This window comes from Mahella australiensis 50-1 BON (genome assembly GCF_000213255.1).
Classification (GTDB): Bacteria; Bacillota; Clostridia; order Mahellales; family Mahellaceae; genus Mahella; species Mahella australiensis.
The window spans coordinates 872,519-891,055 of the sequence record NC_015520.1; the positions used below are offsets into that span (position 1 = coordinate 872,519).

The window sequence follows — 18,537 nt, forward strand, 5'->3', positions numbered from 1 at the left end:
AAAAAGAAAATACTTAAAATGAGAAAGGATTATATATGCGCATTGTTATTCCGATAAAGCAGGTGCCGGAAACGGGTAACGTGAAAATGGACGAAAAAACCGGTACCATGATACGTGAAGGTGTGGAGAGCATAATAAATCCCTTGGACCTTTATGCTATAGAAGTCGGCATAAGGCTCAAAGAGCAGTTTGGCGGCGAGATAATCGTATTGTCGATGGGACCGCAAAAGGCCATGGAAGCCATAAGAGAGGCCATAGCCATGGGTTGTGACCAAGGCGTGCTTATATCGGATAGAAAGTTTGGTGGTGCCGATACATGGGCAACATCGTATACGTTATCGCAGGCCATAAAGAGGATAGGTGAATTTGACCTTGTATTGTGCGGCGAAAGGGCTACCGATGGCGATACAGGCCAAGTCGGTCCGGGTATAGCCTCATTTTTGGATCTCCCGCTCTCTACATTTACCAGCGAGATAGTTTATATCGATGAACATAGAATACAGGTAAAACGATTGGTAGAAGGCGGTTATGAACTGTTGGAACTGCCGCTTCCATGTTTGCTAACGGTGGTTAAAGAGATAAGCGATCCAAGGTTGCCTACGCTAAGAGGCAAACAAAGGGCAAAAAAAATAGACGTGCCAGTATGGGGACCGGATGATATAGATGCTAATCCGGGCAATATCGGATTAAAGGGTTCTCCTACACGCGTTGTAAAGACCTTTCATCCTCAGGTATCTCGCAACGGTAAAAAGTTGGTAGCGAGGGATGCCGAATCTATCAATAAGGCAGTGGATGAATTGATAGAATTTCTTAAAGATAGGCAGCTTATATGAGGAGGGATGAGCCATGGAGTTAAATGAGGTATGGGTTTTAGCCGAGCAAAAAAATGGTATTATACAAACGGTATCATACGAATTATTAAACCGTGCCAGATCATTGGCTGATAAGCTGAACGTGTCATTGGCCGCTGTGTTGATGGGCTACGATATCCCTGCGGATGAAGTGCAGGAGTTGATATACCGAGGGGCTGACAAAGTATATCTTATAGAACATGAAGTGTTAAAAGATTTTTTAGTGGAGCCTTATTCAAGCGTGCTATGCTATATGATAGACACGTATAACCCGCAAATAGTTATAGCAGGTGCAACATCTACTGGTCGTACAGTGCTGCCGCATGTAGCTATGAGAAAACGAGCCGGCCTTACGGCAGATTGTACTATACTTGATATAGAAGAAGGTACGGGCAACCTATTGCAAACCAGGCCGGCTATAGGCGGCAATATATTGGCTACGATAAAGACACCGGAGGCTAGGCCGCAGATGGCTACCGTGCGCCCTCATTCCATGAAGCCTGCGCCGAGAGATACAGGAAGAACAGGTGAGATTATTAAGCCGGTATTGCCGGATGGTTGTTTGGTATCTCGCGTAAAAAAACTGGACTTTATAGAAGATGAATCTCAGGGAATATCCTTGCAACAAGCAGATGTAGTCGTAGCCGGTGGCAGAGGAGTGGGTAAAGCTGAGAATTTTAAATATATCGAGGAATTGGCCAAAGTATTAGGGGGTGCGGTCGGTGCATCCAGAGATGTCGTGGATCGCGGCTGGATTACATATCCCCATCAAGTCGGCTTAAGCGGTAAGACTGTCACACCTAAACTATATATGGCAATAGGTATTTCCGGAGCGATACAGCACATAGCTGGTATGCAGACATCGGAGACCATAGTAGCGATAAATAAGGATCCGGACGCACAAATATTTAAATTGGCCGATTTTGGCATAGTGGGCGATGCCATGGACATATTGCCGGTGTTAATAGAGAAATTGAAACAATGCGCAGCACAACGTGAGCAGGAGGCGGTAAAATGAGTGTGCGTTATAATGCCGTAACTCAGGAGTTAGTGGACAAACTTATAGATATAGTGGGTTCAAAGAATGTCATATGGGATGATCAGGAACGTATGGAAAACTATGCTCACGATGAGGTGGCTGAAAAAGAATATGCACATATGCCTGATGTGGTAGTAAAACCCGCTGACGCCAAAGAAATATCGCAGATAATGAAATTGGCCAATGAATATATGATACCGGTAACGCCAAGAGCGGCCGGCAGCGGTTTATCGGGCGGGGCAGTGCCAGTGTATGGCGGCATATTGCTCTCTGTCGAGCGTATGAACCGCATATTGGAGATCGATAAAGAGAACCTCATGGCCGTGGTAGAACCAGGCGTGGTAACAAATGAGATCAATAATGTCATAAAGGACGACGGCTTATTTTATGCCGGTTACCCCATGAGCCTGGAAACCTGTTTTATAGGCGGCAATGTAGCGGAGAACGCCGGAGGAGGCAAGGCTATAAAATATGGTGTTACCGGCCGTTATATATATGGCTTGGAAATGGTTATGCCTACCGGCGAGATAGTGGAATTTGGCGGCAAACGCGTTAAGGATGTCACCGGTTACGATATAGTGCACTTAATGGTGGGCGCTGAAGGTACATTGGGCATATATACGAAGATAGTATTAAAGCTATTACCGTTGCCTACAGCCGCTGCAGACCTATTGGTTTTATTTAAAGATGTGGATACAGCTATAAATGTGGTCCCAAAGGTTATGACCAATGGTCGTATAATACCGACCGCTATAGAATTCATGGATGAATCGTCGTTTAAGGCATCATGTCAATATTTGAATGAAACTATCCCGGTGGCTGAGGCCGGTGCAATGTTGCTTATAGAGATCGATGGTGAGAATAAGGAACTGGTCGAAAGCGAGTATGAGACTATAGGAGAGCTATGTATAGCCAATGGTGCTATAGAAGTATATGTGGCCGATAATTATACCACAATAGAACGGATATGGAAGATAAGGCGCAACGTAGCCGAGGCATTTAAGGTAGTCAGTCCGCATCAGAGTTTGGAGGATATAGTAGTGCCAATATCCAATATACCCGATTTTGTGCGAGGCTTGGCGGAGATAATAGATAAATACGATGTGCCTATACCGTGTTATGGCCACGCCGGCGATGGCAATTTGCATGCTACAGTGGTTAAGAATCCTGATTTTACGATGGAAAGATGGCACGAAATTCTGCCTAAAGTATTGACGGAAATGTATGAACTGACAGCTCAATTGGGTGGCACCATAAGCGGTGAGCACGGCATAGGTTCTAAACGCAAGCACTATATGAGGCTCGTTATGAATGAAGATCAGCTCAACGTTATGCGTAGAATAAAGAAGGCGCTTGATCCCAATAATATATTGAATCCCGGCAAGATATTCGATATGGAGTAGGGCTATTAAAAAAGGGGCTTTAACAGCCTCTTTTTTATGCAACTTCGATTCGTGCTATGGCAAATTCAGCACATGCAATGATATAAAGCCTACACACGCTACTGGCTTGACATATATACCTCGCTACGGCTGTGAAGCTGGACCACTACGCAATCAAAGATTGCTGTGGTCCTACGCTTCAAAAGCCCGCTCAGTATATATGTCAAGCCTTATGCCACGTAATGATTGCGTACTTACAACTCGTTTCGCTTGAGCAAGCTAACGCCGGCAATTCGCGTCCATGCTCAGTGCCGGCTGGTCGGGCGTCCATGCCCGACCTACGCTTGCTCTGCGCTGCACTCGTTGAGTACGCCTACGCAATATTTCAAGGCGTTCTCCGGCTTTATATCATTTGCATCGCTTTATATCACCCGTTTCAGTTAGATATTACGAATCACAGTTATGCAAAAATTTTATAGCATGTTGGCCGTATGTTTGGTATAATATCGTTGGCTTGAACGATTCCTTTATAAATGAAAAAGAGGTGGGTATATGTTGTAATTATAATAAGCTCCGTAATTGTATCATCTTATAGCGTATTTTAAACAATGGAGGAAGATGGGAAGTACATGCTATGCAAATGATAATATCTCTGATAGGAGGATTGGGCCTTTTTCTTTATGGCATGAAGATGCTTGGGGAAGGTCTGGAAAAGGCTGCTGGTAATCGCCTTAAACGGCTTATCGAAGTACTGACCACCAATCGCTTTATGGGTGTATTGATAGGAACCGCAGTTAGTGCCATAATACAGAGCAGCAGCGCTACTACTGTTATGGTAGTGGGGTTTGTAAATGCAGGGCTAATGACCCTTATGCAGGCGACGGGTGTTATAATGGGAGCCAATATAGGCACCACGGTTACAGCTCAGCTTATAGCTTTTAAGTTGACCGCTATAGCTCCTATAGCCATAGCAATAGGAGTGGGATTTATATTCTTTGCTCCTAAAAAGTCATTAAAACATTTGGGAGAGATAATAGCGGGCTTTGGCATATTGTTTATAGGGATGGATATTATGAGCGAGTCAATGTCACCGCTCAGATCAAATGAACAATTTATAAGCTTTCTGCTCAATTTTAAAAATCCGTTATATGGTATAACCGCCGGTGCTATTTTTACAGGTATAATACAGAGCAGTAGCGCATCTATAGGTATATTGCAGGCTATGGCGTTCCAGGGCATAGTGGGTCTGGATGTAGCCTTGCCCATACTATTCGGTATGAATATAGGTACATGTATTACAGCTTTGTTGGCTAGCATAGGTACATCGGTTACTGCTAAACGCGCGGCTATAGTTCATCTAACTTTTAATATAATAGGCACTATTGCGTTTTTACTTATAATACAATTTATACCGTTTACTGAATTGATTCAATCGCTATCGCCTGGCAATGTGGCCCGACAAATAGCCAATGCTCATACTATCTTTAATATCGTCAATACGATTTTACTTTTTCCGTTTGCTGAACAGTTGGTGAATATAGCTTCACGGGTGATACCCAGCAAACCAGAATATATATCGGAAAAACGATTTGAGTATCTTGATCAGCGCATATTGGAGACACCTGCTGTGGCCGTAGTACAAATAATGAAAGAGGTAGGCAGGATGGCTGACCTGGCCATAAGAAATATTGAACTTTCTATGAGCATATTCTTTGATTTTGATGAGCAAGAGCAAAAGCTTATATATGAGAATGAGGAACTGATAAACTTTCTCAATCATGGGATAACGGAATACCTTGTGAATTTATCTAATATATCGCTTAACGAGGAGCAAGCGGGAGAAATATCCGGGCTATTTCATACAGTAAATGATTTGGAAAGAGTGGGAGATCATGCGGAAAACCTCGCCGAACTGGCTGAATATAAGGAGGAAAACAGATTAGAATTTTCCAATATGGCCATATCGGAATTGGAAGGGTTATATGATAAAGTGCTTGGAATATTAAAAGATTCTGTATATGCATTAAAAAATGATGATATGGTTATGGCTGCAAGTATAGAACAAAGGGAGGAAGAAGTGGATGATATGGTTAAGAATTTCAGAGAGGCGCATATAGAGAGATTGAATAAGGGACAATGTCAGCCATCATCTGCGGTAATTTACCTCGACATGCTTAATAATTTGGAGCGTATATCCGATCATGCCGTTAATATAGCGTTTTCTGTGCTCGAGCATAGTGGAAAATATAACAAATTAACAATTATAGCTGGACAGGAGGATTAATATATGAATGAAAAGTACATAGCTGGTATAGACTTGGGAGGTACCACTATACAAACGGTATTGACCGATGAAAACTATAATATTGTAACAAAATATAAGAGCGATACTTTGGCTAAAGAAGGACCGGATGCTGTCATAGAACGTATGATGGATGCCATAGACCATGTGTTGGAAGAATCCAAGCTGAGTAAGGAAGACCTATTGGGTATAGGTCTGGGTATACCGGGTCTTATGGATATAGAAAAAGGAATATCATTATTTGCCGGCAATCTCAGCTGGGAGAATATACAGGTAGTGCAACCTTTTAAAGACAGATTCAATGTGCCTGTATATATGGACAATGATGTAAGAGTAAATGCGCTTGGTGAATGGTATTTTGGAGCTGGGCGTGGCGTAAAGAACATGGTATTGATTACCCTTGGAACCGGTGTGGGAGCAGGTATAATAATAGATGGCAAAATGCTACGCGGTCCACAGTCAGCAGCAGGCGAGGTAGGTCATATGATCATAGTAGAGGATGGCCCTGCCTGTACATGTGGTAGCCGTGGGTGTCTGGAGGTATTTGCGTCGGCTACCGGGATGATGCGGCGCTGCAAAGAGTTGATGTTGGAGAATCGCGATAGCCTATTGTGGCAGATGTGTGACGGTGATATAGATAAAGTGAGAACACATATGATAGATAAAGCCCATGACCAAGGCGACAAAGTAGGGCGACAGGTAATGGCCGAAACAGCCTATTATCTTGGTATAGGACTGACCAATGTAGTGAATATATTCAATCCTGAGTTGGTGGTCATAGGAGGAGGAGTTTCCAAAGCTGGCGAACGATTGCTAGGACCCGCCAGAGACTTTGTGAATAAGCGGGCAATGGTGGTACAGCGGCAGCATTACAAGCTTGTGGCGGCGCAGATGCTGGATGAAGCAGGCATGTTGGGTGCATGTACATTGGCGAAAGAAAATTTACCATAATTTATCAAGAATTAAAAGCCTCTTTTCAGCCAAACTATAGTTGAAAAGAGGCTTTTACTTTTAATTTAAAGGTGTGATATATGAAAAAGAGTAAGGATATTATCGGAGCGCAGGCTTATGATGCACATAGCGGTGGTAGGATCGGTGTTATATCAGCCGTATTATACAATATAAATGAGCCGGTATGGTTTATAATAGAGACAACCGATGGCAGAGAAATGGCGGTATTTTTTGAAGATCTGGAGATAGGTGTCGATAACAGCATAATCATCGATTCTTCTAAGATACGCAGTGTTAAGGATATCGATGTGACTTCATTGCATAAGATTCCAGATGATGAACCTTTGCCAGTTATTACAGGAGAAGGGCGGTATGTGGGCCGTATAAGCGATATACTATTGGACGTAAATAAAAAGCGGGTAGATGGCGTGGAAATATCGGCAAGCTTGGTTGATGATATCATAAAAGGTAGAAATATACTTCTACTAACAGGTAATGAAATATCCGATGGCAAAGGGATGAAAATACCTGAATGGGAGTACAATAATGTATATGAAGGCGGAAAGGGATTAAAGAAACTTTTAGGCTTTCAAAACAGTGAAAAAATTAGAAAGGAGTAACATATATGGGCAATAAGTACTTTAGAGGCTTTATGATGGGCGCTATGATAGGGGTAGCAGCCGGTATGGTAATACTACCGCAACTCAATGCATCTACCAGAAAGCGCATAGCGCAAACTAGCCGAAAAATGGTAAATAAAGCGGGTGATACCGTAGGCGATATGATGGATATGGAATGACGATGGGAGTTACATGGGCATAAAGGTAGAAAAACGCCACTTATGGCTTATCTTATTAATATTGGCAGTTATAGTCGCTGCTTTGTTGCTATTCAACTTAAGGGCCAAATTGCTTGCAATATTACGGCCCTTTTTTATAGCTTTTTTAGTGGCGTATATACTCAACCCAGCGGTCAACAAACTGCAGTTGAAAATGCCGAGGATTGTGGCCATTATGCTGGTGTATATTTTAATATTGATTTTGATATTGTTATTCGTATCGTTTCTCTTGCCAAAAATTATATCCGAAATTATGGGCCTAATTGATATTTTGCCTGGCTATATACAGCAATTTCAAGATACAGCTAGCAAAATGCAATATGCTATGGACGGAGCAGGTATACCACAAAGCATAAAAGAGGCTTTATTATCTATAGGAGACGATATGGAAGAGACAATTAAAGACATTGCCCATAATATGGGACGTTCTGTAATCGGCATCTTGTCCGTTTCTGTAAGCCTTATAATAGTGCCGATTATAGCCTTTTATTTTTTGAAGGATGCCGATTATTTTAAAAATGCATCCGTTCAGCTTATTCCTATAAGAGCGCGTGAAAATGTGCTGCGTATAGCCCGCGACACAAACCGTGTATTAAATCGTTTTATTCGAGGGCAATTATTAATAGCTGCCATAGTGGGATTGTTATCGTCTATAGGGTTAACTATAGTGGGTGTGGATTATGGAATCATCTTCGGACTATTGTTGGGACTATTCGATGTAATACCATATTTCGGCCCTGTTATAGGCTCAATACCTGCTCTGATCTTTGCGTTGATGGAATCCAGGACCATATTCTTTTTGGCCTTGTTGGTCATAGTTATAGTCCAACAAATGGAAAGCAGTATAATTACGCCTAAAATAATAGGCGACAGCGTTGGGCTGCATCCGGTGTATGTTATATTATTTTTGCTTATAGGTGGCAGTTTCTTTGGCATAATGGGCATGCTGCTGGCAGTACCTACAGCACTGATACTGAGGATATTATTTTCTCATATAATAGATGCCATTACCGGTTCTATAATAAAATAATGCCGGTATCTTATATTTATGCCAGGTACCGGCAAGTTAAATGCTATTTGCTTTCAGCGGCTTATTCGACGTATATATAACCCGTTGTTGTAGAATTTATGTCTGCTTGGCCGTTGTCTAAAACATAGTGATAAGTCGTCACCCTATAGTATTTTTGAGGGCTAACGCTTTTATAATGCATGCTTATAGCCGTGTCGCTATTATATTCGGCATAACTCTCACTGCCAATAGTAACCCATTTATAACCGTCCCACATCTGGAAATAGAGATTATAAGACACCTTATCCACCACTTTATTGGCTATGCTCTCGCCCACAGCTTTAAGAACATAGGCGCCGGGTTGTTGCATAATCATACTTCTGCAGGCCAATAAATAACCGGCATCGCTTGTTCCGACACTGTAAGAATTTGCTTGTTGCAAAATTCCAGATCCATAATGATATCCTACGCCATAATCTGGATATTCTGAAGGAGTGCCTTCTGTAGGCACTGCGGAATACGTGCGCGCCTTATCCAAAGGAGCCGCGTAAACGGTTGAGGTATACATCGGCATCAACAATAAAGTCATAACTAATACTGAGACAGTTAAACACAACTTTTTACTCATACTATTACCTCCGTTTCATTTTTATGTATTTATAACCCAATTGTCACCACTCAAATCTCTTATACTAATGATTCTTCTAGGTCATGATATCATCCCCCGTTCTCCTCTTTATATAAGACTATTCTATACCGTAAAAGTTGCATTTTTTAAAAAATATTTTTATTATCAATCAAACCATATTAGCGTTAATAGAAGGAGATATTAATATTTTGTCGAATATATAATTAGGTAAGCATGAGAGAAGGTGTAAAAGATCGTGGCCAATAAAAATAAATCCAGCGGCGTGAAACTTTTTAATGAGTTGATGCCTCTTATATATAGAGAGTTATATAGCTTTATTTATGCTATAGTGAGGAACAAGGCTATGGCGGATGATATTATGCAGAATACTATGATGAAGGCCTATAATAAAATCGATGACCTCAGGGACCCTGATAAGTTCAAGGCATGGGTATTTTCTATCGCTAAGAGGGAGGCTATAAGCGCATTGAGGATGCACGAAAGGGAGACCATGACTGAAATGCTGGATGATAATACAGATTATGGATATGACTTTGCTTTACCTGAAAATATAATATTGGATGATGAGATCAAAACTTATATAGCGAATATCATAAATGATTTACCGCCTAATTATAGGGAAGTGATAATATTGAGATATTGGTCAGAGCTTTCTTTTGAAGAAATAGCTAAGGTATTGAATATAAACTATAATACCGCAAAAAGTCGCCATTACAGGGCTAAGCGGATTATACACGCTGAGATTGTAAATTATTTGAAAGATGAATCGGAACTAAAAGGGGAAAGGGGGTAGCCCGATGGATAAGATGGATGATATTTTAAAAGACGTACTTCACAGCAAAGCCGACATGATAAAAGGCTTAGGCGATATAGAGGTACCCGATTACCAAGAGTTTATGGATAAGCTGGCGCACGATGAAGCATCACGTTTGCGCGTTATCGACCTCGCTGATGCGAAGAAACGAAATGATAAACATAAAGGTAGACGAACTGCAAAAAAGGCTATAGCGGTGGCGGCCTGCATCGTGATACTGTCGCTGGTCTTATCTATGGCGGCCAGTATGCCGACAGCTCAAGCCTTTAAGTTCAATATTGTAAAGACCTTAATGGAAATAAAGGATGGCTTTTTGTCCATAACCCAGTCGGATATAGATAATGATGCAGATATACCCGATAAGGAGAGCGACCAAGCGGATGCCGGCGATATAGCTGATAATGCCAAGGCCGATCTAAAACACAAGGCGTTGATACCGTCATATATACCGTCTGGTTACACATTAAAGGCTATAGATGAAAAACCTATGGTTGGCAGCGACTATATAATCAAGCAGTCCTATGCAAACGATCGGAACGGGCAGATAAGTATAATACAAATATCGAATATTAACGGTTTTGATGCTAATGCTCTTGTTGCTGATGCTTCGGGCAAAACAGTCAAAATAGGCAATGTGGATGTGATCCTGCTTTCTACAGGCAATGACAGCATATATGCCGTATGGCATGATGACAATATCCAATACGAAGTTACGGCCACAATATCCGAAAGCGATGCGATAAAAATGATTGAATCTATGATACTGTCCGATGATAAATAGATCTAGGAATGGGCAGCGATGCCCGTTGCGACAGAAACCCTTTCGTTTTGTTACTGCTCAAAAGCCCGCTCAGCATATATTTCAAGCCTTATATCACGTAATGATTGCGTGCCTGCAATTCGTTTCAGTCACATAGCATGAATTCAAAGAGCAGTAATTTTTGGTTCACTATAAATATTATCTATGATATAATTCAACCTGTAATAACTTATATGGCGGTGGATAAATTTGACTTCTGAAGAATTGCATTGGATTTGGTTATCCAGCATAACAGGAATAGGCCCCAATCGCTTTTATGCATTGATAGAAGCGCTGGGCAGCGCATCAGATGTATGGGCGGCGTTATCATCTCCTTATAATCCCGACGTAGAGGGTATGGGTACGCAGTTATGGAATATACTGCGACAATATAGGGACGAAAAATATATTGAAAAATTGATAGCTAATATTGAAAAAAATCGCATTGATGTGCTTATGTCTACATCGCCGGATTATCCGAAAAACCTTAAGGAAACCTACAACCCACCTCCAACATTATATGTAAAAGGTAAGATAGATAATATTAAAGACGAGATGGCCGTGGCGGTAGTGGGCACCCGAAGGTGCAGCGCTTATGGTCGCACAGTGACCGGTAAACTTTGCTCGCAGGCGGCGGCTGCCGGCATTACTATAGTCAGCGGTATGGCCCGTGGTATAGATGGATTGGCGCATAAGGCTGCCATGGATGCTGGAGGAAGGACCATAGCGGTGCTGGGCTGCGGTGTAGATATGATATATCCGCCCGAGCATAAGCCTTTATATTACGATATAATATCGCATGGCGCAGTAATATCGGAATTTCCTCCTGGAATGGAGCCGCTTAAGGGTAACTTTCCCCAACGTAATAGGATCATAAGCGGTTTGTCGCTGGCTACTCTCGTTATAGAGGCTGGCAATACCAGCGGTGCTTTGATCACGGCTGATTTTGCGCTCGAGCAAGGCCGCGATGTTATGGCGGTTCCCGGCAATATAACCAGTCCCAACAGCATTGGCACCAATCGTCTTATAAAACAAGGCGCAAAACCGATAACCGACGTACAGGATATATTGGAAGAGTTCGGCATCAAATTTACTGCAAATATTGCTGCCGGAGATGTAGCTATGAATCAACTGAATATAGAAGAGCAGCGTTTATTGAAATTCTTTCAGGATAGTCAGCCGGTAAGCGCGGAGGACCTGTGCGTTTTATCGAAAATGAGTGCTGCGAAGGTAAACGGAGTATTGACATCTCTCGAAATAAAAGGCATAATAAAACAATTACCAGGAACACTATTTATAAAAAACGCATAAAGGGGTGAATCGATATGGCCAATAATCTGGTTATAGTGGAATCTCCGGCTAAAGCCAAAACCATAAGTAAGTTTTTGGGCAGGGGATATAAAGTAGAGGCGTCTATGGGCCACGTGCGAGATCTACCCAAAAGTCAGATGGGCATAGATATAGAGCATGGTTTCGAGCCAAAGTATATAACCATACGAGGTAAAGGCGAAATAGTGGATAAGTTAAAGAAACAGGCCAAAGCAGTTGATCGAGTGCTGCTGGCTACCGATCCCGACAGGGAGGGTGAGGCTATATCCTGGCATTTAGCACAATTGCTGGATATAGATATGGATAAGGCGTGTCGTATTGAATTCCATGAGATAACTAAAAATGCTATTAAAGATGCGTTAAAGCATGTCCGACCTATCGACAAAAATTTAGTCGATGCGCAACAGGCTAGAAGGGTGCTGGATAGACTGGTGGGTTACAGCATAAGCCCGCTTTTATGGAGGAAAATACGCAAGGGATTAAGTGCAGGACGCGTTCAGTCTGTGGCACTGCGTTTGATATGCGACCGCCAGCAAGAGATAGATAATTTCGTTCCACAGGAATATTGGACGCTGACAGCTCTTCTGGCTTCCGATAAAGGCGAGACGCTTGAAGCGCGCTTTTATGGCAAGGATACCAAAAAACAAGAGCTGAAGGATAAAGAATCAGTAGATGCTATAATAAAAGATATCAATGGTTCTGATTTTATAGTAGAAAAAATAGAGAGAGGACAGCGAAAAAGAAAGGCGTCCGCTCCTTTCGTTACAAGTACACTACAGCAAGAGGCAGCGCGAAAGCTGCGCTTTACGGCTAAGAAAACAATGGCTGTGGCACAGCAGCTATACGAGGGCGTGGAACTGGGCAAGGAAGGCATGGTTGGCCTGATAACGTATATGCGTACCGATTCGGTGCGGGTATCGCAGGAGGCCCGGCGCGAGGCCAGGAATTATATTGCCGAGCGATTTGGCGACAATTACGTTCCGGATAAGCCTAATGAATTCAGAAATCGCAAAGGTACGCAGGATGCTCATGAGGCCATACGTCCTACCTATATAAATTATACTCCGGATTACGTAAAATCTTTTTTGTCGCGCGACCAATACAGGCTATACGAACTGATATATAACCGGTTTATAGCCAGTCAGATGAGCGATGCCGTATATGATACCATATCTGTTACAATAAAGGCGGGGGACTATGTATTCAAAGCCTCCGGGTCTACATTGATCTTCCCAGGTCATCTGGCGTTATATATGGAGGGACAGGACGACGACAATGATGATAAAGAACAAAAACTCCCTCCATTGGAAGAAGGACAACGGCTTATATTAAAGAAATGGATGCCGGAGCAGCATTTCACACAACCGCCGCCCTTATATACCGAGGCTTCATTGGTAAAAATGCTGGAGGAAAAAGGCATAGGGAGGCCGAGCACATATGCTCCTATTATATCGACTATTGTGGAACGCGGCTATGTTGTGCGCGAAAAACGGACGCTTAAGCCTACCGAATTAGGCATACTGGTAAACGATATGTTAAAAGAACATTTTCCCGACATAGTGGATGTTAGTTTTACGGCTCAGATGGAGCAAATGCTGGACGATGTAGAAGAAGGCCAAAAGGATTGGCACAATATAATCAGCGAATTCTACTTTCCTTTTAAGTCGGTATTAGACAAGGCCGATCAAAGTATAGAAAAAGTAGATGTACCCGACGAGCAGTCCGATGTGATATGTGAAAAATGCGGCCGTCGTATGGTCATAAAACAGGGGCGATACGGTAAATTCCTTGCTTGTCCAGGCTTTCCGGAATGCAGGAATACCAAACCGTTGCTTGAAGAATTAAAAGTAACGTGCCCTAAATGCGGCGGGCATATACAAATCAAACGTTCCAAGAGGGGCAGGAAATTCTACGGATGCGAAAATTATCCTAAATGCGATTTTGTAAGTTGGGATGAACCTACAGGAGAGCTATGCCCCGAATGCGGTTATCCTGTGGTAATAAAGTACAGCAAAAACGGCAGAAAATACACCAGATGCAGCAATAAGGATTGCAAGTATACAGGTCAGAAATTAGCCGGGGAGGCCAAATGATGGCAATCGTTAATGTGATAGGGGCAGGCTTAGCCGGCAGCGAAGCTGCATGGCAGATAGCGCAGCGCGGCATAGATGTGAATTTGTTCGAGATGCGCCCGGTGCATATGACGCCGGCGCATACCACAGATAGATTTGCGGAATTGGTATGCAGCAATTCCCTGCGGTCGGATCGTTTGGAAAATGCCGTAGGTTTGCTGAAAGAAGAAATGCGCAGATTAAACTCGATTATAATGATAGCGGCCGACCGCTGCAGAATACCGGCAGGCGGAGCGCTAGCGGTGGATAGAGAAGGGTTCTCATCTTTTATTACTGACACGCTGTGCAGCCATCCGCATATAAACGTTATGAGGCGAGAAGTGGATGACATAGCCGATGATGGAATAACAGTCATAGCTACCGGTCCTTTGACATCGGATGTACTTGCTCAAAGGATAAGCGCAATTACCGGCCGGCATTATCTTTATTTCTACGATGCCGTTGCTCCTATAGTAATGTATGATACTATAGACACGAATAAAGCCTTTAAATCGTCCAGGTATGGCCGCGGAAACGATTATATAAACTGCCCTATGGATAAAGAACAGTATGAACGCTTTTGGAGTGAATTGGTTAACGCACAAACCGCGCCGCTTAAAGATTTTGATAAACAGATATTATTTGAAGGTTGCATGCCCATTGAAGAAATGGCTCGCCGAGGCAAGGACACATTGCGATTTGGCCCGCTCAAACCCGTCGGAATAGAGGTAGAGGGCTATAGGCCGTATGCGGTGGTACAATTGCGTCAGGACAACGCTGAAGGTACATTGTATAATATGGTGGGTTTTCAAACGCATCTTAAGTGGGGTGAGCAACAACGCGTTTTTCGCCTTATACCGGGCCTGGGAAATGCTGAATTTGTACGCTATGGCGTAATGCATCGAAATACTTATATACATTCGCCGCACCTTTTATTGCCGACATATCAGTTGCGGGATAAGCCTAATATATTGTTTGCAGGGCAAATAACCGGTGTGGAGGGTTATGTTGAGTCGGCATCATCAGGCTTGGTAGCGGGCATAAACGCCGCATTACTGGCGGTGGGGCGTAAGCCGCTCGTATTTCCTGCTGATACTGCCATAGGCTCATTGGCTGCTTACGTTTCGATGTATGCAGGAAATGATTTTCAGCCGATGAATGCTAATTTCGGTATAATGCCGCCTTTATCGCAGCGTATAAAAAACAAACAGCAGCGGAATCAAGCTATTGCTCAGAGAGCATTGCAGGCATTAGAAGATCTAATCTCCAGTCCGGAATATGGCATAGGCGAAGGTAACAATTAGTCTCAAGGCGATTTTGTGAGAGGATGCTAGTGAAACTTAGCGAAGCGTAGGATTGGCATTTCCCAGCGTAACCAAACTAACTTGGAAGTGTAGAAACAATGTCCCGCCCTGAAGTGGTAAAACGTCGAAATATTATTGGCGCTTTGGAAATGCCCGAAGCAAGCTATAGTTTCACTGCATCCGAAACATATGAGCCTGAGACGAATCAGTTACCGAGCCTACCTGCTGATTGCATCCTAAGTTCCGAATTGGAGAGGTTTAACATCGTCTATTGATAATCAAGCGTCATTGTGATAATATGTTCTCATCAGTAACGTGAATATCGGAGGATTTTGTTTATGTTAAAAGGGACTACCATAGTAGCTGTAAAAAAAGACGGAAAAACTGCGGTGGCAGGAGACGGCCAGGTTACTATGGGCGAAAATACTGTCATGAAACATCATGCTAAAAAGGTTAGACGGATATATAACAACGAGGTTGTTATCGGATTTGCAGGGTCAGTGGCTGATGCATTTACTCTGTCTGAAAGATTTGAGGATAAACTGCAGCAGCATAGCGGTAATCTATTAAGAGCAGCCGTAGAATTGGCGCAAGATTGGCGCAGCGATAAGGTTATGCGCAAATTAGAGGCTCTTATGATCGCTGCCGATAAAGAAAGAATGCTGGTTATATCGGGTAATGGAGAGGTTATAGAACCGGATGACAATGTAGCAGCCATAGGGTCAGGCGGCCCTTATGCATTGGCAGCAGGAAGAGCATTAGTTAATAACACCGATCTTTCGGCATCTGATATAGCATACAAGGCTCTTGAAATAGCGTCTTCCATATGCATTTATACTAATACCAATATTACTGTAGAAGAGGTATAAGTTCATGGAATATACACCCAAAGAGATAGTAAAAGAATTAGATAAGTATATTATAGGGCAACATAAAGCCAAAAAAGCCGTAGCAGTAGCACTTAGAAATAGATACAGGCGGAATCTGCTCCCTCAAGAGATGAGAGAAGAAATCATGCCGAAGAATATCATAATGATGGGTCCTACAGGTGTTGGCAAGACCGAGATCGCTCGTCGTCTGGCTAAATTGGTCAATGCTCCTTTTATAAAAGTCGAGGCTACAAAGTATACAGAGGTAGGCTATGTAGGGCGTGATGTCGAATCCATGGTAAGGGATTTAGTGGAAGTGGCCATACGCATGGTGAAAAATCAGAAAATGTCCGAGGTAGCTGACAGGGCTAAGCAGCTTGCGGAAGAGCGCTTGCTGGACGTTTTATTGCCGCCGCGAAGAAAAAGAAACAGCGGCAAAAATCCGTTGGAGGCTTTTTTCGGTGGCCAGGGTGCGGAGGATAAAGAAGATGAAGAGAGTGAAACATTAATTGATAATTCCGCTGATGGTCGGTTGCGCATGAAGGAAATGTTGGATGCAGGTGAGTTAGACGGCAGATATATAGAAATAGAAGTACAAGACAACGCCGTATCGGGTATGGGCATATTTTCAGCGATAGGTATGGATGATCTGGCCATAAACATGCAAGATATGTTCGGCAATTTATTTCCCAAAAAAACAAAAAAGAGAAGGGTTACTGTAAAAGAGGCTAGGCGTATTTTCGAACAGGAAGAAGCACAAAAGCTCATAGATATGGACGAAGTGACTGAAGAGGCATTGAACAAGGCCGAGCAAGAGGGAATAATATTTATCGACGAATTGGATAAGGTGGCCGGTAGAGAGGGTGGTGCCGGGCCGGATGTATCCAGAGAGGGCGTTCAAAGGGATATATTGCCCATAGTGGAAGGTACCACAGTTATGACAAAATATGGACCGGTCAAAACTGATTATATGCTGTTTATAGCGGCCGGGGCCTTTCACGTAGCCAAAGTATCGGATTTGATACCAGAGCTTCAAGGCCGTTTTCCTGTGCTGGTTCAGTTGGACAGCTTATCTCAACAAGACTTTAAGCAAATATTAACGCAACCCCAAAATGCTCTAATTAAACAATACAAAGCGTTGATGTCCGCCGATAATCTGGAGTTAGAGTTTACAGACGATGCTATAGATGAAATAGCGCGCATGGCATATGTGATAAATGAAAATAATGAAAACATAGGAGCAAGGCGCCTTCATACGGTAATGGAGAGACTGCTCGAGGATATATCATATGAAATGCCGGTCAGCGGAGGCAATGAGATAATTGTGGATAAAGCGTATGTTCAAGGTGTTTTAAAAGAAACCGTTCAGGATAAAGATATAAGCAAATATATACTATGATAGATGGAGTTGATACCATGAGTATTCCGTTATTAGAGAGAACCAGGCGGTTGAACAGTATACTTCAGAATTCGGATGCGCATTCTGTGTCATTTGCTGATATTTGCGCTTTGTTGAGCGAGGTATTGCAATCCAATGTATACCTCGTAGACGACAAGGGCGCATTATTGGGCTATAAATTGATGGAAAATTTCAAATGTTCAGTAATAGAAGAGGAAATATTAAAACAGAAACGTTTTCCCAGTGATTACAGCAGAAAGCTCCTTCAATCGCCGACAACTAAGGCTAATATTACGCAGCAGTATAATAGTTGTGTATTTGATTCGAGCATAGCATGTCTTTTCCCAGGTAAACTAACCACCATAGTGCCTATAAACGGTGGGGGCCAGCGCCTTGGGACGCTGATATTCGCCAGATTCGGGAATAGATTTGAGGATGAAGACCTTATATTGGCCGAATACAGCGCTACAGTGGTGGGCATGGAGATAATGCGCAAACGTACCGAGCGTATAGAAGAAGAGGCCAGGAAGCGTGCTGTGGTCGAACTGGCTATGAATGCCCTATCGTATTCCGAGTTGGAAGCTGTGGAGTCGATAGTGGATGAATTAAATGGGAAAGAGGGCCTTCTTATAGCCAGCAAAATAGCTGACAAAGTCGGGATTACGCGGTCGGTCATAGTAAACGCCTTGCGCAAGTTAGAGAGCGCAGGTATAATTGAATCGCGCTCGCTGGGTATGAAGGGTACTTATATAAAGATATTGAACGAAGGGTTGCCTGATGAATTAAAGAAAAGAAAGTTGCAGGAGTTGACTTAAAGCGCCACAGGCGCTTTTTTTATGCTGAGTTGAAGTGTAAAATTTGTCGAATAAACTACATGATAAATTTGGTAAT

17 protein-coding genes are annotated in these 18,537 nt (G+C 42.8%); 16 read left to right on the top strand and 1 reads right to left on the bottom strand.

The window, feature by feature from the left end:
* Positions 1 to 35: 35 nt before the first annotated feature.
* The 8 genes from MAHAU_RS04110 to MAHAU_RS04140 all read left to right on the top strand — a co-directional run bounded on the left by MAHAU_RS04110 (position 36) and on the right by MAHAU_RS04140 (position 8,393).
* Positions 36 to 833, top strand: a complete 798-nt coding sequence (locus MAHAU_RS04110) for an electron transfer flavoprotein subunit beta/FixA family protein (RefSeq protein WP_013780460.1) — start codon at positions 36 to 38, stop codon at positions 831 to 833.
* A 13-nt stretch (positions 834 to 846) separates the two neighbouring features.
* Positions 847 to 1,869, top strand: coding sequence for an electron transfer flavoprotein subunit alpha/FixB family protein (locus MAHAU_RS04115; protein ID WP_013780461.1), 1,023 nt, complete (start codon positions 847 to 849; stop codon positions 1,867 to 1,869).
* Positions 1,866 to 3,293: an FAD-binding oxidoreductase gene (locus MAHAU_RS04120; protein WP_013780462.1), complete on the top strand. Its 1,428-nt coding sequence runs from the start codon at positions 1,866 to 1,868 to the stop codon at positions 3,291 to 3,293. Before MAHAU_RS04115 ends, MAHAU_RS04120 begins: the two co-directional genes overlap by 4 nt.
* A gap of 613 nt (positions 3,294 to 3,906) precedes the next feature.
* The gene (locus tag MAHAU_RS04125) at positions 3,907 to 5,556 is read left to right on the top strand and encodes a Na/Pi cotransporter family protein (RefSeq protein ID WP_013780463.1); all 1,650 of its coding nucleotides are present in this window, start codon (positions 3,907 to 3,909) and stop codon (positions 5,554 to 5,556) included.
* Positions 5,557 to 5,559: 3 nt separating this feature from the next.
* Positions 5,560 to 6,525: an ROK family protein gene (locus MAHAU_RS04130; protein ID WP_013780464.1), complete on the top strand. Its 966-nt coding sequence runs from the start codon at positions 5,560 to 5,562 to the stop codon at positions 6,523 to 6,525.
* Positions 6,526 to 6,605: 80 nt separating this feature from the next.
* Complete coding sequence (locus MAHAU_RS04135) at positions 6,606 to 7,145, top strand: PRC-barrel domain-containing protein (protein WP_013780465.1); 540 nt, start codon at positions 6,606 to 6,608, stop codon at positions 7,143 to 7,145.
* 5 nt (positions 7,146 to 7,150) lie between these two features.
* On the top strand, positions 7,151 to 7,324 hold the full coding sequence (locus MAHAU_RS15535) for a YtxH domain-containing protein (RefSeq protein ID WP_013780466.1): 174 nt from the start codon (positions 7,151 to 7,153) through the stop codon (positions 7,322 to 7,324).
* A gap of 13 nt (positions 7,325 to 7,337) precedes the next feature.
* Entirely contained in the window at positions 7,338 to 8,393 is a 1,056-nt protein-coding gene (locus MAHAU_RS04140; RefSeq protein WP_013780467.1) for an AI-2E family transporter, read from the top strand.
* A 61-nt stretch (positions 8,394 to 8,454) separates the two neighbouring features.
* Here MAHAU_RS04140 and MAHAU_RS04145 read toward each other — a convergent pair whose 3' ends face one another.
* Complete coding sequence (locus MAHAU_RS04145; protein WP_013780468.1) at positions 8,455 to 9,000, bottom strand: hypothetical protein; 546 nt, start codon at positions 8,998 to 9,000, stop codon at positions 8,455 to 8,457.
* Positions 9,001 to 9,256: 256 nt separating this feature from the next.
* Between MAHAU_RS04145 and MAHAU_RS04150 the strand changes: the two genes are divergently transcribed.
* The 8 genes from MAHAU_RS04150 to codY all read left to right on the top strand — a co-directional run bounded on the left by MAHAU_RS04150 (position 9,257) and on the right by codY (position 18,461).
* Positions 9,257 to 9,814, top strand: coding sequence for an RNA polymerase sigma factor (locus tag MAHAU_RS04150; RefSeq protein WP_013780469.1), 558 nt, complete (start codon positions 9,257 to 9,259; stop codon positions 9,812 to 9,814).
* A gap of 4 nt (positions 9,815 to 9,818) precedes the next feature.
* Positions 9,819 to 10,616, top strand: a complete 798-nt coding sequence (locus MAHAU_RS04155) for a DUF4367 domain-containing protein (RefSeq protein ID WP_013780470.1) — start codon at positions 9,819 to 9,821, stop codon at positions 10,614 to 10,616.
* A gap of 228 nt (positions 10,617 to 10,844) precedes the next feature.
* Complete coding sequence (dprA, locus tag MAHAU_RS04160) at positions 10,845 to 11,945, top strand: DNA-processing protein DprA (protein WP_013780471.1); 1,101 nt, start codon at positions 10,845 to 10,847, stop codon at positions 11,943 to 11,945.
* Positions 11,946 to 11,959: 14 nt separating this feature from the next.
* Positions 11,960 to 14,056 carry a type I DNA topoisomerase gene (gene topA, locus MAHAU_RS04165; RefSeq protein ID WP_013780472.1) on the top strand — a complete coding sequence of 699 codons (2,097 nt, stop codon included), beginning with the start codon at positions 11,960 to 11,962 and terminating at the stop codon, positions 14,054 to 14,056.
* A complete protein-coding gene (trmFO, locus tag MAHAU_RS04170) occupies positions 14,056 to 15,378 on the top strand; it encodes a methylenetetrahydrofolate--tRNA-(uracil(54)-C(5))-methyltransferase (FADH(2)-oxidizing) TrmFO (protein WP_013780473.1) in 1,323 nt (440 codons plus the stop codon). The genes topA and trmFO overlap by 1 nt, the downstream gene beginning before the upstream one ends.
* A 338-nt stretch (positions 15,379 to 15,716) precedes the next feature.
* Positions 15,717 to 16,247, top strand: a complete 531-nt coding sequence (gene hslV / locus MAHAU_RS04175; RefSeq protein WP_013780474.1) for an ATP-dependent protease subunit HslV — start codon at positions 15,717 to 15,719, stop codon at positions 16,245 to 16,247.
* Positions 16,248 to 16,251: 4 nt separating this feature from the next.
* Positions 16,252 to 17,646 carry an ATP-dependent protease ATPase subunit HslU gene (hslU, locus tag MAHAU_RS04180; RefSeq protein WP_013780475.1) on the top strand — a complete coding sequence of 465 codons (1,395 nt, stop codon included), beginning with the start codon at positions 16,252 to 16,254 and terminating at the stop codon, positions 17,644 to 17,646.
* A gap of 17 nt (positions 17,647 to 17,663) precedes the next feature.
* Positions 17,664 to 18,461 (top strand): GTP-sensing pleiotropic transcriptional regulator CodY, encoded by a 798-nt coding sequence (gene codY, locus MAHAU_RS04185; protein WP_041643838.1) that lies wholly within the window; start codon positions 17,664 to 17,666, stop codon positions 18,459 to 18,461.
* Positions 18,462 to 18,537: the final 76 nt, after the last annotated feature.

Excerpts from the sequence above, each read along its gene's own strand:
- MAHAU_RS04110 (WP_013780460.1), top strand. The coding sequence starts at position 36 with ATGCGCATTGTTATTCCGATAAAGCAGGTGCCGGAAACGGGTAACGTG.
- MAHAU_RS04115 (WP_013780461.1), top strand. The coding sequence starts at position 847 with ATGGAGTTAAATGAGGTATGGGTTTTAGCCGAGCAAAAAAATGGTATT.
- MAHAU_RS04120 (WP_013780462.1), top strand. The coding sequence starts at position 1,866 with ATGAGTGTGCGTTATAATGCCGTAACTCAGGAGTTAGTGGACAAACTT.
- MAHAU_RS04125 (WP_013780463.1), top strand. The coding sequence starts at position 3,907 with ATGCAAATGATAATATCTCTGATAGGAGGATTGGGCCTTTTTCTTTAT.
- MAHAU_RS04130 (WP_013780464.1), top strand. The coding sequence starts at position 5,560 with ATGAATGAAAAGTACATAGCTGGTATAGACTTGGGAGGTACCACTATA.
- MAHAU_RS04135 (WP_013780465.1), top strand. The coding sequence starts at position 6,606 with ATGAAAAAGAGTAAGGATATTATCGGAGCGCAGGCTTATGATGCACAT.
- MAHAU_RS15535 (WP_013780466.1), top strand. The coding sequence starts at position 7,151 with ATGGGCAATAAGTACTTTAGAGGCTTTATGATGGGCGCTATGATAGGG.
- MAHAU_RS04140 (WP_013780467.1), top strand. The coding sequence starts at position 7,338 with ATGGGCATAAAGGTAGAAAAACGCCACTTATGGCTTATCTTATTAATA.
- MAHAU_RS04145 (WP_013780468.1), bottom strand. The coding sequence starts at position 9,000 with ATGAGTAAAAAGTTGTGTTTAACTGTCTCAGTATTAGTTATGACTTTA.
- MAHAU_RS04155 (WP_013780470.1), top strand. The coding sequence starts at position 9,819 with ATGGATAAGATGGATGATATTTTAAAAGACGTACTTCACAGCAAAGCC.
- topA (WP_013780472.1), top strand. The coding sequence starts at position 11,960 with ATGGCCAATAATCTGGTTATAGTGGAATCTCCGGCTAAAGCCAAAACC.
- trmFO (WP_013780473.1), top strand. The coding sequence starts at position 14,056 with ATGGCAATCGTTAATGTGATAGGGGCAGGCTTAGCCGGCAGCGAAGCT.
- hslV (WP_013780474.1), top strand. The coding sequence starts at position 15,717 with ATGTTAAAAGGGACTACCATAGTAGCTGTAAAAAAAGACGGAAAAACT.
- hslU (WP_013780475.1), top strand. The coding sequence starts at position 16,252 with ATGGAATATACACCCAAAGAGATAGTAAAAGAATTAGATAAGTATATT.
- codY (WP_041643838.1), top strand. The coding sequence starts at position 17,664 with ATGAGTATTCCGTTATTAGAGAGAACCAGGCGGTTGAACAGTATACTT.